Annotated in this window: 18 protein-coding genes; all 18 read left to right on the top strand. The window is 40.1% G+C overall.

Annotated elements, in window-relative coordinates; all coding sequences use genetic code 11:
- Nucleotides 1-302 precede the first annotated feature (302 nt).
- Nucleotides 303-980 (top strand): response regulator transcription factor, encoded by a 678-nt coding sequence (locus CCC70_RS16120; protein WP_055056588.1) that lies wholly within the window; start codon nt 303-305, stop codon nt 978-980.
- The gene (locus CCC70_RS16115; RefSeq protein WP_055056589.1) at nt 964-2,385 is read left to right on the top strand and encodes a HAMP domain-containing sensor histidine kinase; all 1,422 of its coding nucleotides are present in this window, start codon (nt 964-966) and stop codon (nt 2,383-2,385) included. Before CCC70_RS16120 ends, CCC70_RS16115 begins: the two co-directional genes overlap by 17 nt.
- Before the next feature lie 114 nt (nt 2,386-2,499).
- Entirely contained in the window at nt 2,500-3,060 is a 561-nt protein-coding gene (locus CCC70_RS16110) for a hypothetical protein (RefSeq protein WP_055056590.1), read from the top strand.
- The gene (locus tag CCC70_RS16105) at nt 3,057-4,271 is read left to right on the top strand and encodes an FtsX-like permease family protein (protein ID WP_055056591.1); all 1,215 of its coding nucleotides are present in this window, start codon (nt 3,057-3,059) and stop codon (nt 4,269-4,271) included. The genes CCC70_RS16110 and CCC70_RS16105 overlap by 4 nt, the downstream gene beginning before the upstream one ends.
- Nucleotide 4,272: 1 nt before the next feature.
- Entirely contained in the window at nt 4,273-5,712 is a 1,440-nt protein-coding gene (locus tag CCC70_RS16100) for an ABC transporter permease (RefSeq protein WP_117997298.1), read from the top strand.
- Nucleotides 5,713-5,757: 45 nt separating this feature from the next.
- Entirely contained in the window at nt 5,758-6,393 is a 636-nt protein-coding gene (locus CCC70_RS16095; RefSeq protein WP_055056639.1) for an ABC transporter ATP-binding protein, read from the top strand.
- Between the two features lie 68 nt (nt 6,394-6,461).
- Nucleotides 6,462-6,875 carry a winged helix-turn-helix domain-containing protein gene (locus CCC70_RS16090; protein ID WP_179979061.1) on the top strand — a complete coding sequence of 138 codons (414 nt, stop codon included), beginning with the start codon at nt 6,462-6,464 and terminating at the stop codon, nt 6,873-6,875.
- 111 nt (nt 6,876-6,986) lie between these two features.
- Nucleotides 6,987-7,145 (top strand): hypothetical protein, encoded by a 159-nt coding sequence (locus tag CCC70_RS16085; RefSeq protein WP_154108127.1) that lies wholly within the window; start codon nt 6,987-6,989, stop codon nt 7,143-7,145.
- A 9-nt stretch (nt 7,146-7,154) separates the two neighbouring features.
- Nucleotides 7,155-7,496: a type II toxin-antitoxin system RelE/ParE family toxin gene (locus CCC70_RS16080; RefSeq protein WP_055056593.1), complete on the top strand. Its 342-nt coding sequence runs from the start codon at nt 7,155-7,157 to the stop codon at nt 7,494-7,496.
- A gap of 219 nt (nt 7,497-7,715) precedes the next feature.
- On the top strand, nt 7,716-8,672 hold the full coding sequence (locus CCC70_RS16075; RefSeq protein WP_055056594.1) for a hypothetical protein: 957 nt from the start codon (nt 7,716-7,718) through the stop codon (nt 8,670-8,672).
- A gap of 75 nt (nt 8,673-8,747) precedes the next feature.
- Complete coding sequence (locus CCC70_RS16070) at nt 8,748-8,996, top strand: hypothetical protein (RefSeq protein ID WP_055056595.1); 249 nt, start codon at nt 8,748-8,750, stop codon at nt 8,994-8,996.
- Complete coding sequence (locus tag CCC70_RS16065) at nt 8,977-9,267, top strand: hypothetical protein (RefSeq protein WP_055056596.1); 291 nt, start codon at nt 8,977-8,979, stop codon at nt 9,265-9,267. Before CCC70_RS16070 ends, CCC70_RS16065 begins: the two co-directional genes overlap by 20 nt.
- 186 nt (nt 9,268-9,453) lie before the next feature.
- A complete protein-coding gene (locus tag CCC70_RS16060; RefSeq protein WP_070102271.1) occupies nt 9,454-9,861 on the top strand; it encodes a hypothetical protein in 408 nt (135 codons plus the stop codon).
- Nucleotides 9,862-10,144: 283 nt separating this feature from the next.
- Nucleotides 10,145-11,842 carry a MobA/MobL family protein gene (locus tag CCC70_RS16055; RefSeq protein WP_070102272.1) on the top strand — a complete coding sequence of 566 codons (1,698 nt, stop codon included), beginning with the start codon at nt 10,145-10,147 and terminating at the stop codon, nt 11,840-11,842.
- A 167-nt stretch (nt 11,843-12,009) separates the two neighbouring features.
- Nucleotides 12,010-12,174, top strand: a complete 165-nt coding sequence (locus tag CCC70_RS16050) for a hypothetical protein (RefSeq protein WP_155512691.1) — start codon at nt 12,010-12,012, stop codon at nt 12,172-12,174.
- Nucleotides 12,171-12,356, top strand: a complete 186-nt coding sequence (locus tag CCC70_RS16045) for a hypothetical protein (RefSeq protein WP_055056597.1) — start codon at nt 12,171-12,173, stop codon at nt 12,354-12,356. The genes CCC70_RS16050 and CCC70_RS16045 overlap by 4 nt, the downstream gene beginning before the upstream one ends.
- Entirely contained in the window at nt 12,295-13,674 is a 1,380-nt protein-coding gene (locus tag CCC70_RS16040; protein WP_287085238.1) for a recombinase family protein, read from the top strand. Before CCC70_RS16045 ends, CCC70_RS16040 begins: the two co-directional genes overlap by 62 nt.
- A gap of 24 nt (nt 13,675-13,698) precedes the next feature.
- Entirely contained in the window at nt 13,699-13,920 is a 222-nt protein-coding gene (locus CCC70_RS16035; protein ID WP_330577248.1) for a DUF4368 domain-containing protein, read from the top strand.
- Nucleotides 13,921-14,001: the final 81 nt, after the last annotated feature.

Below are 14,001 nucleotides of genomic sequence, written 5' to 3'. Positions count from 1 at the left end.
TACAGAAATACGCTAAAAAACAAAGAAAAAGGAAATGTTGGAACAGACAGGAAGCAAGGAAGCCAGAAATAGATATGGATTAGCAAAGAAAAAAGGCAATAAATGAAGCATAAGTGAAAAGCGACAGAAGGTGCGAAAAGCATTTTCTGCTACCTCTTTCAACATTTAAAATGATAATGTAAAAGTAAGTGTTTGTTTAAGATAGTAATTTGAAAAAAGTTGATACTAAAAAAACGAAATACACAAAAACTACAAGAAAAACTGATAAAATAAAAAAAACGGAAAATAAGAGGTAGCTAAGAATGAAAAAAATTTTAATTATAGAAGATGATTTGGATATTCAAGAGCTGATACAGTTTTTTTTAGAGGATCAAGGGTATGAAGTGATTACGGCATCTGATGGAATAGATGGTATTGCGGTTTTTCTGAAAGAACAAATTGACTTGATACTGCTCGATATTTTACTTCCTAAAATGGATGGGTATGCAGTTTGTGAACTAATACGAAAAGAATCGGAAGTACCAATCATTATGATAAGTGCATTGGGAAGAGAAGAAGACCAGATAAAGGGATTTGAAATGCAAATAGATGACTATATCCCCAAGCCGATTTCTCTTCCAATTATGATAAAAAAAATAGAAGCTGTTCTGCGTAGATATGAAGGAGTAGATATAACAAAAGATCACGAGTTAAAATACAGAGAGATAATATTGATTGTAGGAAATTATCAAGTGAAAATAGGGAAAAAGTTAATTGATTTGACACAGAAAGAATATGAAATTTTGAAAGAATTGATTGAAAATCAGGGATGCGTGATAACAAGAGAGAGCTTTTTAAATCGTCTATGGAAATATGAATTTGAAGGTGAAGAACGTGCAGTTGACAATCATATCAAAAATTTGCGGAGAAAATTGGGAAAAGCAGGGGATTATATAAAAACGGTAAGAGGGGTGGGGTATCGAATTGATAAAGCTAATTAGAGAACATTTGTCTACAAAAATATTTATAATTACAGTATGCTTATTGATTACTGTTGGTAGTGCGATTTATGGAATGGTTGCATTGGGGATGTCACGGAGCTATTTTTTAGAGTTGGATAGAAGTTTGAGTAATCAGACGGAAAAAATGGTACTTCAATTATCGAATACTTCAGTGCAGGAAATAGATGGAATATTAAAAATGTTTGCATTGGAGCATGGGATTTCTATTGTCTTAAAAGATAGTGACGAAAAGGTACTTGGTATATATGGAGATATGGAATATTCACTGGCTCCTGGAACAGATGTAGAAGATATTCTGTTAGGCAGTGGGATAACGGAATCTTATTCCTGTAAGTTAACGAATGGAAAAACATATTGGATTCAAGTGTTTGGAAACAAGGAGAAAGTAAATATTGGACTGGAATCATTAAAAAGAATTTTACCTATGTTGGGGGCTATTACTTTTTTGGCAGCATTAGCTATTGCTGCTTTATACACAAAATATATTACGCGTTCAATTTTAAAGGTGAGTGAAGTTTCAAAAAAAATGGCAAATCTTGATTTTCGAGTTCGATATACAGAAGACCGGAGGGACGAGATTGGAATTTTGGGAGAAAATCTGAACGAACTTTCGGAAAAATTAGAGAGTGCTTTGGATGAATTGAAAGAAAAAAATACTGATTTAGAGAAAAGCATCAAACTTGAGCAGCAACTGGAACAACAACAAATGGCTTTTTTTTCAGCTGTTTCGCATGAATTAAAAACTCCGATTACAATTCTAAAAGGACAAATTCAGGGAATGTTATTAGAAGTAGGGGGATATAAAGACCGAGATAGATATTTAAAACGTTCTTTTGAAGTAGCTAATTCCATGGAGAATATGGTGCAGGAAATTCTGTATGTTTCAAAAATTAGAACATCGGGATTTGAGTTGAAATTGATAGATATACCACTTCACCAACTTGTTGAGAATGTGATTAAGGAACAGGAAGATATGGCTATTGATAGGGGATTACAGTTTCATATACGAATAGAAGAATCAACTTGGATACGGGCAGATGAAGCTCTTTTCACGAAGGTCATAAGTAATGTGGTAGGAAATGCAATTAAATATACGAATGAGGATGGAAATATATGGGTTGGAGTGTATAAAAGAGGTGAAGAAATAATTTTTTGGATTGAAAATGAAACGGAATCTATTGATGAGAAAGAAATTCCAAAATTATGTGATGCATTTTATCGTATTGATAAATCCAGAAATAAAAGAACTGGTGGAAGCGGCTTGGGATTATATATTACAAAAATGATTTTAGAACAGCATCAGTTTCCTTATTGTATTGAAAATACAGAAAAAGGCATAAAAGTGGAAATAAGATGTTATGAACCAACCAGAAGGCTGTTGTGACGGAAAATCACAACAGCCTTTTTATACATATAAAATACATAAAAAAAACGGGAAAATCATACATTCAATTTTTATAATATAAAGAAAAAATATGTAATGGAGGATTTTTTATAAATGAAGAAAAAAATATGTATAGTATTATGTTTGGGTTGTATAGGAACCGTATCAGTTGTTGGGTGCAGCAATAAAAATTTTGATTCAAAAGTAACAGGGGATAATCAGACAACTACCGAGAATGTATCTGATATACTGAATGATCAAGAGAAAAAAGAAGGCGGTTACGAGAACGAGTCAAGTAGTAATGCTGATGACAAAGAGAACTCAGCGGACGATTCAGAAGTGTTGGCAAATGCAGATTTGCGTGGAGCTGTTTTGGAATTTTCAGACACAGGATGTAATATCAGCATAGGGACGCAGACGGATGATGCAGAAATGGTTCCTGCTCCGGGAGCGGTTGTTGAAGAAATGAATCAGGTGAAAATAGTATATGGAGAAAATACCTATTTTCAGATTTCTCATTCAACGATGACGGGTATTACGCTTGAGGATTGCCGGAAAGAAGAAGTGAAAAAGCAGTCAATGCTCTATCTGTATGGGGATTACCAGGAGGATGGTACGTTTTTGGCTAAAAGGGTAATTATTGACCGATTTGAAAAGGAAGGAGAATGGGAATGAATTTTGCAGAAAGAGCATTCCGCTACCTTTTCAGGAAAAAAGGAAAAGCGATTATCTTGTTTTGGGTATTGCTTATTACCGAAACAATGATTTTATCTACTGTCACTATATTACGGGCATCCGAAGTAGCAAGAATTGAACTATTAGGGAAATCAAAAGCGAAATTGTTGATCGAACGGGAAAAAGCGGAGGAATTGTTTACGGATGATGAATACAAAAAACTTGAGAAACTGGAAAATGTGAAGGCGGTAAATCGAGTAGCAGAAGTGCAGTTATATCCAATGGATTTTAAAATTATAACGAAAAGTGAGAGTGTTGATGCAGACAACCAAAAATTGCGCATAATGGCCTACGATAGCCTTGAAGATGATGGCCCATTTGCTGACGGGCAAATTCATCTGACGAAAGGAAAATATCCTCGCAAAGAAGGTGAAATAGTAGTAAATCAGTTTCTTGCAGAAGTAAATCAATGGGAAATAGGGGAAACTGTTTGTTTCAAATCTCATTCAGGTGAACAATCACAGGCAAGCATATCAGGAATCTATATTTCGGGTATAGAAGAAAAGCAAGGGAAGGAACCATTAGCAGTAAACAGAATTGAAAATACAATTTATGGAAAACCCGAGTTCGTATGTCATTTACAAGAAACGTGCGGATATGAAAACTTAATCGTATATGTAGATAATCCAGAGCAGTTGAGCAGAACACAGCTAGAAGTAACACGCATTTTGAAAAACTATAGAGTGATGAAAGCAGATAACCTGTTTCAGAAAATGGAAATTCCGCTCTTACAAGTTGTTAGGGTTGTAAAAATGATGTTGGGATTATCGGTTGTATCGTCTGTACTTGTAATAACATTGCTTTTGTCTATGTGGATGAGAGCCAGAAAGAAAGAAATAGCAATTTATGTGAGTCTTGGAAAAACAAAAGTAGATTTGTTTATGCAGATTATTTTGGAATGCTTTTCAGTATTTGGATTTTCTACAATAATAGCTCTTTATACTGGAGATAAGATGCTGATAGTATTGGAAAAGTTTTTAGATTGGAAAAGTATTGGGGCTTTTACATCTATGCAAATATATGCACAAAATAAAGATATATGTTATCTCATATTATCAGGAACAATAATTTTATTGCTTTCTATTTCTATTTCACTTTTTCCAATATTATGTACAAAGCCAAAAAAAATTTTAGCAGAAATGGAGGGATAACATGAATGTTTTACAAAGAGGAGTACGTTCAGTGTTAAGAAAACCGATAAAAAGTATTATTCTATTGTTTATTGTAATTGTTATGAGTGGCCTATTTTTAGGTGCTATGGCAAGCCGTTCAGCAAGTATTTATACACAAGACGCTACAAGACAGGCAATAGGGGCTACCTTTCGCATAGAAGGAAATGAGGAGAATAGGAGAAAGCGATTAGATCAGGCAATGGATGTACTGGGTGATCGGGAGGGCAGTTATGGAGGAGTTACTCATAAATGGTTAGAAAATGGGGCGGATATGGTAGTTACAGATAACTCATTTGAGACGGTTAAGGAAGATGATGTAAAAAAAGTAGCTCAGGTGGAGGGGATTGAGGAATATAATTTGATAACAATAGCAACTGTTGTGAATCCGGTCAATTTTTCGAGAATAGAAGATTCAGATATGGATCAAAGTACGGATGTAGGCGGTGTCAACCTACGAGGTAATCGCATAATGGAAATGGATATGGACGTATCTGCAGGTAAGATTTCACTGATTGAAGGAAGAATGATTGAAAAAGATGACAGGGATGTTTGTGTCATCTCGAAAGAATTGGCAGAACTAAACCATTTAAAAACTGGGAACTTATTAAAGTTTAATGATTACCATGACAAAGAACATTCCACAATATACAGTGCCGAGATTATCGGAATTTATGAAACAAAGCAAGAACGAAAATCTATTATGTATGGGGATTCTTATCGTCCAGAAAATACAATATTTACGGATATGAGTTTCCCGGAAAAACCATCCGGAAATGAAGGAAATCCTTTCTATCAGTATGCTATATTCAAAGTCCAAAATGCAGGGAAGTACGATCAAGTTAAAAAGTCTGTACAGAAAGCGAATATAGATTGGTCACGATATGACTTAATTGATAATAATGGAAATATTAAAAATATGACAGAAAATTTTGGGCAGATGGATCAGATGAGTATGGGATTATTACTAATAGTTTCAGTGTCAGGTCTTGTGATTTTAGTTTTAGTTTTTCTGTTTTGGATAAAAAATCGTACGCAAGAAATAGGAATTATGATGTCACTTGGAAAGTGCAAATTTGAAATATGGGTACAGTTTTTATGGGAAGCAGTAATGATAAGTATTATAGGGATGTTGTTATCCTTTGCAATTTCCCCAATTATTGCAGAGACTTCAGCTTCATATTTAGCGAAAGAAACGCAGACCTTAAGGTTAGAACAGCAGGAACAGGAAAATACTGGTACCTATATAGATGGATATATTGCACCGGATTTAAAAATACAAGATGTGGAGGTTCATATAACGAAAGAAATGGTTCTGATGGATATTGGGATGATATCAGGTATTTTGATTATTGCAGTATTAGTAGCAGGAATCACGATAATGAAGAAAAGGCCGAAGCAGATATTAAGTGAAATGAGCTGAATAACGGGGTAGGAGGTTATAGAAATGAGTAAAAATGCAGGAAACATTGTTCTTGAGGCAAAGAATGTTGTCTATTACTATAAGGCGAATAAAGGCAAAAAAGTTTTAGATGATATATCATATGGCTTTGAGATAGGAAAAATGTATGCCATTTTGGGACCAAGTGGTTCCGGTAAGACAACTTTTTTATCGCTTTTGGCAGGTTTGGATTCTCCGACGGATGGGGGAATTTATTATGAAGGGGTAAATATAAGAAAAAAAGGACTACACAACTATCGAAAGAAAAATATGTCATTGGTTTTTCAGAATTATAATCTGATAGATTATTTGACTCCAGAAGAAAATGTGATGCTGGGTGGAAAGAAAGACATAGAGAAAATTTTGGAAGCGGTTGGAATACCGAGGGAAGACTGGAAACGGCAGGTCTTACAGTTATCAGGAGGACAGCAGCAGCGAGTGGCTATTGCAAGAGCATTAGCAAGTCCTGCGAAGGTATTGCTTGCAGATGAACCTACAGGAAATCTGGATGAAGAAATTGCAGACGAAATTATTAAGATATTGATGAAAAGTGCGCATGAAATGGGAAAAAGTGTAATTGTCGTAACACATAGCAAAAAAATAGCTGATGCTGCAGATGTGGTACTTAAAATCCATGAGGGGAAATTGTATCATTTGGTTTAAGTGAATGTAAAGTTATAGTGTTTTATAGCATGAAATAATATGAGGTGAGCTGTATAGGAAAAATTTTATTGCTATCTTTTGATGGAGATGAAGAAAATTTAATAGAATCTGTTATTTCCATTTTGGATGCTGGTAGAGAAAAATTTATATTTCAAAAAATGAATCTAAAATCGAACTTACAACACAAGGGAATAATGCTTGACTTAGAGCGACGAGAGGTTATGCGGAATAATGATAAAATTGCCTTGACTTATACAGAGTTTGAAATCCTCCAGCTTCTCGCTCAAAATCCCGGCAGGGTATTCAGTAAAGAACAGATTTATGATATGGTCTGGCAGGAACCGTATTCCGGTGATTACAACATTGTGATGAGCCATATCAGCCATATTCGGGAAAAAATAGAGGATGATCCGAGTCATCCGGTCTATATTCAGACTGTGTGGGGAGTTGGTTATAAGTTTAATGAAAAAATGTGTGAATAATTAAATCAGATCCAGTGTTGTGTGACTGTCAAAAAATGATAGATATTTCTGATGGTTCGTGGTATGATAAAGACAGAAACATGAGTGCTATTTTAAGAAAGGGTGATGGTTATGGCATTGGCACAGGCAACGAAATCCCGTGAAACAACTTATACGATCAACGATGCAATGGATGTCCTTCTGTCAAAGCTGGATGAAGCCATTGACGATATGGAAAATGGCAGAGTGCAGACAGTGGAAGAAGCATGGGCAGAAATTGATGCAGTATAAGGGGTACGGATGGAAAACAAAAAATACAAAGTTGTCATTGCCCAGAGCGGCAAGCTGGATGTGAAAGAAAAAAAGAAATATATCCTTCAGCAATTTAAGTACCGGGAATATGCAGAAAACTTTTCCAAAAAGATTAAAAAAGCGGTTCTTGCACTTGATACACTTCCGACCGGGTATAATACAACAGGCTTCCGGTATCGTGGTTATGATATTTACATGAAACCGTGTGAATCCTATCTGCTGTTTTATACTGTGGATGAAGCAGTGAAAACAGTTACAGTTCTGCGTGTCATGCAGGATGGAATGGACTGGCAGTATATCATCAATCGGTGGCTGCGGGAAAACGCATAGGATATACAAAAAGATTATAGTGACAGGCAGTATTCAAACAGATTGGGTACCGCCTGTTTTTATGTCCGCTGAAAACAGATGGACAGCAGAAGAAAAATATTAGAAAATAACGGACAGATTGTGAAATTTAAAAGAGAAAAAACTTTTTCAAAAATATTCAAAAATATTGGAACATTTTAATGGGACTTCTGCCATGTATCAGTAGGGGGGTGATTTTGGATGAAAGATGTAAAAGAACAGAAGCAGAATGACAATGGAGAAATCATTGAAATGAAGCAGGGACAGGTGATAAAAATTCCAAAGAACAGCGGCAAAGCATGGCTGACATTATTTTATAGTCTGCCGCAGGAGTTTGTCAGCAAACGTCCTGTTTATCTGAACTTCCCACGCTGCCCTTATGAGGTGCTGCGGACGGATAAATATGACAGTATGATAAACAATGATACATTTCTGGAACTGGTATGGGATTGTGTGGCATGGAGCGCATGGCAGTATTTTGAAGTTCCATATCAAAAAGGCGGCTACCGGGAGATACCCGGCAGTGCGGCGCAGTATTCCGGGGACTTTCCGTTGTGGCGGCTCTCTTACTCTATGCTTCCGCTCCTGCGTGACAAATTTGAGGTCAGCGGATTTTCTTTCCAGCAGCTTTACAACGTGCCGGAGGGAACGGAACTTCCGTGGCTTACTTATCAGCAGTTTGGCAACCTGATCGGTACCCTCGTGCCGGAAATTATACAGGAACAGAACTGGCAGCCTATGATCGATGAAATCTGGAACAACCGAACCATTGAGGACTTCGATAAAAGGGGAAGTCAGGTAAAACTGGACTTCATGCGTTCGTGGGAACACAGCCGTTCCAGGAAAAAGGCGGTATCCATAGAGCAGCTTGCAGAGGATGCAGAAGAAAATAGCATAGACTTTGATATTCCGGATACAAGGAGTGCGTTTGAAAATTCGGTGTTGTCAGAGCTTCAGATTGCGGAGTTTGCTGCAGGGCTTTCCGAACGTGATAAAAAGATTCTGGAAATGAAAATGAAGGGGCATAGGTTACAGGAGATTGCGGAAGCTGTAGGCTATAAGACACACGGTGCGGTGCTGAAAAGAATCCGCCATATTGCAGACTGTTATGAGGATTTTATCTCGGAAGAATATCAAAAATATCTGGAAACATTCTAATCCATCCATCCCATCGGCGGCTATCCTTACGATAGCTGCTTTCTTTTACCCATTTCCGGACAGGGGGTGATTTTTGTGGGGAAAGAATTATTTGAAACGCTGCCGGACGTGCTGGATGCAAAACTGCTGGCATCGGCCCTTTCTATTTCAAAGGCAGGAGCGTATCAGCTATTAAACCGTCCGGATTTTCCAACCTTGCAGGTGGGAGGGCGGAAACTTGTCACAAAGCAGAAGCTGGCTTTGTGGATGGAACAGCATACAAATAAAGCAAAACAGGCGGGAGCCGGAAAGGAGAAAAAAGCAGATGAAACTGACAAAGTATGAGCAGGAAACGATTATCAATTTTAATAATGATGAACAGGAAGCCAGTATTTATACAGCCAGCCCGCAGATGATGCGAAAACTGGATGCACTGGCTGCAGCTTATCCGGAGCATTACCAGGTGGTAGAGCAGACCGAAGTGAGTAAAACCTATTCCTGTGAAAAACACCTCATCAATCTTCGGAAACCGAGAAAGGTAAACGAGGAGCACAGCCAATGGGCAAGGCAGAGGATGCAGGAAATGAACCGCCATAAAAATGCGGGAAATTTATGAAAGAACCGCACACAGAGGTGACAGCTCTGTGTCAGGAAGAAAGCTGTCCGTGAAAATACGGAAATTAAGAAAAATAGAAAACCAAATGGCAGGAGAGCGGCTATGGACATGGAAAAGGTTCAGGCTGTTTTTTTATGCCATAAAATAAAAAATCAAACAGAAAAATGAGAAAAGGAGTATAAACACATGATAAAAAACAGGAATGAAACCAGTGCTGCAATGGATAAGGCACTGAAAAATCTGGAACAGGCAAAGGCAAGATATGAGGCAGAGCGCAAAAAGGAGAATGAGAAACGCAGGAAAGCACAGAACCATCATAAATATCTGATGGGCGGCATTGTTGCAAAGTATTTCCCGGAATGTTATCAGTATGAAGAAAAAGAACTGAATGTGATCTTGTCAGCGGCTCTTGCTTCGGCAGAGTGCAGGCAGGCGGTGGAAAACGTAAAAAGGATGGAGAAAAATGCGGATGAGATGGAAGATGAAAAAGACAGAAACGGCGGTCACGCCGATGAAACGAAGACAAAAGAAAACAGCGGCGGATACGCCAATTCAAAAGATTTTGCGGGTGGCAGTTTTTCGCAGGGAGTGTAAGCAGTATCTCCGGGAGTATGGGTTCACCCCAGTTATGGGGTGCGCACAGATAGACCACACTCCGTATGGTCTTGTGCGCTCTCCGAGGGCACCTGCGGTGGGCGTTGCCTGCCTTGCACCAGTCAAGAGGGGAAATAACCTTTCCCCTCCGTCCGCTGCGCTTCCTACCCCCTTGTATCCTTTGCATCTGCCCGTAACCCGGAAAACACACCCGGCTTTCGTCCATCTGCAAAGGCTTTTCTTGCAGCCCTCTATTTTACGGTAAGGGAGGAACTTTGTGAGTATGCGCACGAAATATGCCAGCACAAGGTTCAGCATTGTAAAGCGGAGCAAAGGGCAGTCGGCGGTAGATGCAGCTTCTTACATCAGCAGGAGTGTTCTTGTCAGCGAGTATGACGGGAAAACGTATCGCCCGAAATACCATGAAGATTTGGTGCATTGTGAAATCAATCTCCCGGAATATGCACCGGAGGAATGGCTGGACAGGGCAGTGCTGTGGAACTCTGTGGAGCTGAATGAGAAACAGAAAAATGCCCAGCTTTGCCGGACACTGAAAGCAGCACTTCCAAATGACTGGAGCTATGAGCTGGCAGAAGAAACGGTGCGGGATTATGTGCAGCGGAATTTTGTTTCCAAAGGGATGTGTGCGGACTGGGCAATCCATGATTCTGTTAATCAAAATGGCATCCATAACCTGCATTTCCATCTTATGCTCACCCTGCGCCCGGTGGAAGAAAACGGGAAGTGGGGAGCCAAGCAGAGAAAGGAATATATCCTTGATAAAGACGGCAATAAAATCCGCAATAAGTCCGGACGGGGATTTAAGAGCAGGGCGGTAGATGTGAATGACTGGAATGAAAAAGGTAATTCCCGGAAATGGAGAAAGGATTTGACGGACACCATCAATGTGGTGAATGACCGGATCGGACTGCCGGAGTACTGGGAACACCGTTCTTTTAAAGAGCTGGGACTGGAGCAGGAGCCGACCAGGCACTTAGGTCCGATTGCCAGTGCATTGGAGAGGAAAGGCATCCGTACCGAAAAAGGGGATGCGAACCGGGCAATCATGGAGCATAACCAGACGCTGCAAAGGGCAAGGATGTTCTATGATATTGCATGGAACAGTGTGAAAAATTTGGAGAAATGGGAACAGGAAAAAGCTGCGGAAGCTGCAAAGAATGCCGCAGAAAAGAAAGCAGGAAAAATGGCAGGAGACATCCCTGCGGCACAGGAAGGTGAAGCAGAACAGACGGCAGTTGGTTCGATACAGAAAGAAACTTCCGGTACAAAGGAAGTCAGCGTATTTGCAGCGATGAAAAATGAGGTTCTGGAAATGCTGGAATGTATTCTTGCAGCATTTGGAAGGCTTCATCTGCCGCTGATACAGGCACCGAATTTAAAAAAGGTAAGTAATCGTGCAGCACTGATGGATATTGAAAACGTGCGGAGGTTCGTGGAAGAAAAAGGCATTGACAGCTTTGAAGCACTGGAAACCTTTGCAGTACAGCAAGAAGCTTCCAAGAAAGAAGCAGAGGAAATCTGCAACAGAGATGGAAGGGAAATCCGGCGGTTAAAGGAACTGTCAGAGGCTTATGCCGCCTATGCTCCATACATTCCCATCCGTAATGAATATCTGCAGAAGAAAGGAATCGCACAGGCAGTTTATCACAGCCAGCATAAGAAAGAACTGGAAACGGCGAAAGAACTCCGTATTCCGGTCTATGAACTTCTTCGGGAAGGAGAAAAATTCACACCGAAAAAGTGGGAAGCACAGATCAAAGAGCTGACACAGGAATACGAGAAACAGTCCAGACGTTACGGCAGGAGTACCGTCAATCTTGCCTATGTGGAGTTGCTTCGTCATAACCGGAAGATAGATGAGCGGGAGCAGAAGAACAAAGACCAGTCCCAGAGCCGACAGCATGAAAAGATGGACAGGGGGCAGGAGCAAAAGAAGAAACGTCAGGAAATGGGACTTTAGATTTATACATCGTTAAGGAAAATCTGCCGGGATGTCCCCCGGCAGGCAGAAAGGAGATTGCAATGAGTAAAGATTGCAGGACTACGAAAAACAGAAACAATAGTTTGACATTTGGTGTGCTGGCAGGGATAATCCTCTGCCAGCATTGGTATTTATGGAGGGATTTTATGCAGAGAAAAGCAGGGAACCGCCGGAGAGAACCGATCCGCTATGTGGTGGAACATGTTTATTCCGGCAAGGAGAGCATGGAAAAGGTACTGACTGCCGTTAGTGAAGAAGCGGCGAAACAGAATGTAAAGGAGAAGCTGGAAAATCAGAAAAAGGTGGGATGAGAAAAGATGCAGATTTCACCGGAAAAATAAAATCAGCAGTTGCAGGAGGTGGCAGGAATCGCTATAATAAAGACAGCGTATTTCTGTCACTGGATATTGAAGAAACCACAGGAGGTCAATATGCAGACAACAGAAATCAGAGAAACATGGACAGCACTTTATGCAAGATTATCATTGGATGACGGCAACGTGGGCGAGAGCATGAGCATCCAGAGCCAGAAAGCGATCCTGACAAGAAAAGCAGAGGAACTGGGGATTTATAATTATCAGTTTTATGTAGACGATGGTTATTCCGGTACGAATTTCAACCGTCCGTCCTTTCAGCAGATGATAGCGGACATTGAAGCAGGAAAAGTTACCTGTGTGATCACGAAAGATCTTTCAAGGCTAGGTAGGAACTATCTGGAGAGTGGCGCTTATATCGAGGTATTTTTCCCAAAACATCAGGTACGGTATATCGCCGTCAATGACGGTGTGGATTCTGCAAACAGCGGGGAGATGGATATTACCCCGTTTAAGAACATTCTTAATGAGTTTTATTCAAGGGATGTTTCCAAAAAGGTGAAGTCAGGTAAATACATCCGGGCAAGCCAGGGAAAATTCATGGGAACACACGCACCATTCGGGTATCAGAAAGACCCGGAGGACAAAAACCACCTGATTGCCGATGAGGAAACCGCACCAACCGTCCGTTATATTTTCCAGCTTGCACTTCAGGGAATGGGAAACAATAAAATCGGGAAAATCCTTTATGAACAGAAAATCCCAAAGCCGGCATATTATAAGCCGGAATACTTCGGAAAGTTTCTGGTAAAAGAAGATGATGCCTATAACTGGAAACAGGAGACCATCATCCGGATTTTACGAAACCCGCTTTACAAAGGCTATTTCTGGGTGCAGAAATATGATAAGAAGCATTTCAAGCAGGAAACAAGGGGGTATATCCCCATGAGTGAGCGTACCATTATTCCCAGTGACCATGATGCACTTGTTGATGAACACACATGGGATACGGTGCAGGAAATCCTTGACCGTCATACGAAAGTCAAGCCCTGTACTTCCGGGTATGAGAATAAGTTCCGGGGCATTTTAAAATGTGCCGACTGCGGAAGTACCCTGATGGTGCATACCGATGGCAGGAATAAGGAGAAGCCAGTCATTGAACGGACTTTTTACCAGTGCCGCATTTACCGTGTGAGGGGAACCGGGTTCTGCAGCCAGCACCGCATCAATGCGGACGATCTGGAGGAACTTGTACTTGCGGACATCCAGACCCATGCAAAAAGGGTCATAAAAAACAGGGAGAAATTCATGCGGAAGGTATTGGGGCAGATGGATACGACAGCGGCGAATAACCGGGAAAATATCCAGAAAAAGCTGGAGAAACTGGAGAAAAAGCTCCTCGAATCGGACAGACAGTTCATCAAGCTGTATGAGGATTTTACAAAGCAGCTTGTGTCAGAACAGCAGTTCCGGATGTTGTCCACTCATTTTGAATAGGAAAAGAAAGAAACAACCGAAGAAATTGAAAAACTGAAAACTACGGCTGACAATCTGAAGGACAGCACCTGCAAAGCGGAACAGCTTGCCAATGAAATGGTGGAATGTGCAGAGATCAAAGAGCTGACCACAGCCATAGTAAATCGTCTTATCGAAAAGATTGAGGTATCTGAACCTCAGACCATCGACGGAGAGAAAGTCCAGAATATCAGGATTTTCTACAAGTTCGTTGGAGAAATCAATTAAATTTCCATAATGTACCTATAATTCAAGAGCCATTGAATTATCACCGGAAGGAACGGGCTATCGTGCGAAAACACGGTTTGC

It is taken from the genome of Blautia sp. LMAG:89 (assembly GCF_008679485.1).
GTDB lineage: Bacteria > Bacillota > Clostridia > Lachnospirales > Lachnospiraceae > Blautia_A > Blautia_A fusiformis.
Note: the sequence above shows the minus strand (reverse complement) of the source record. Positions and strands in the feature narration are given on the sequence as shown.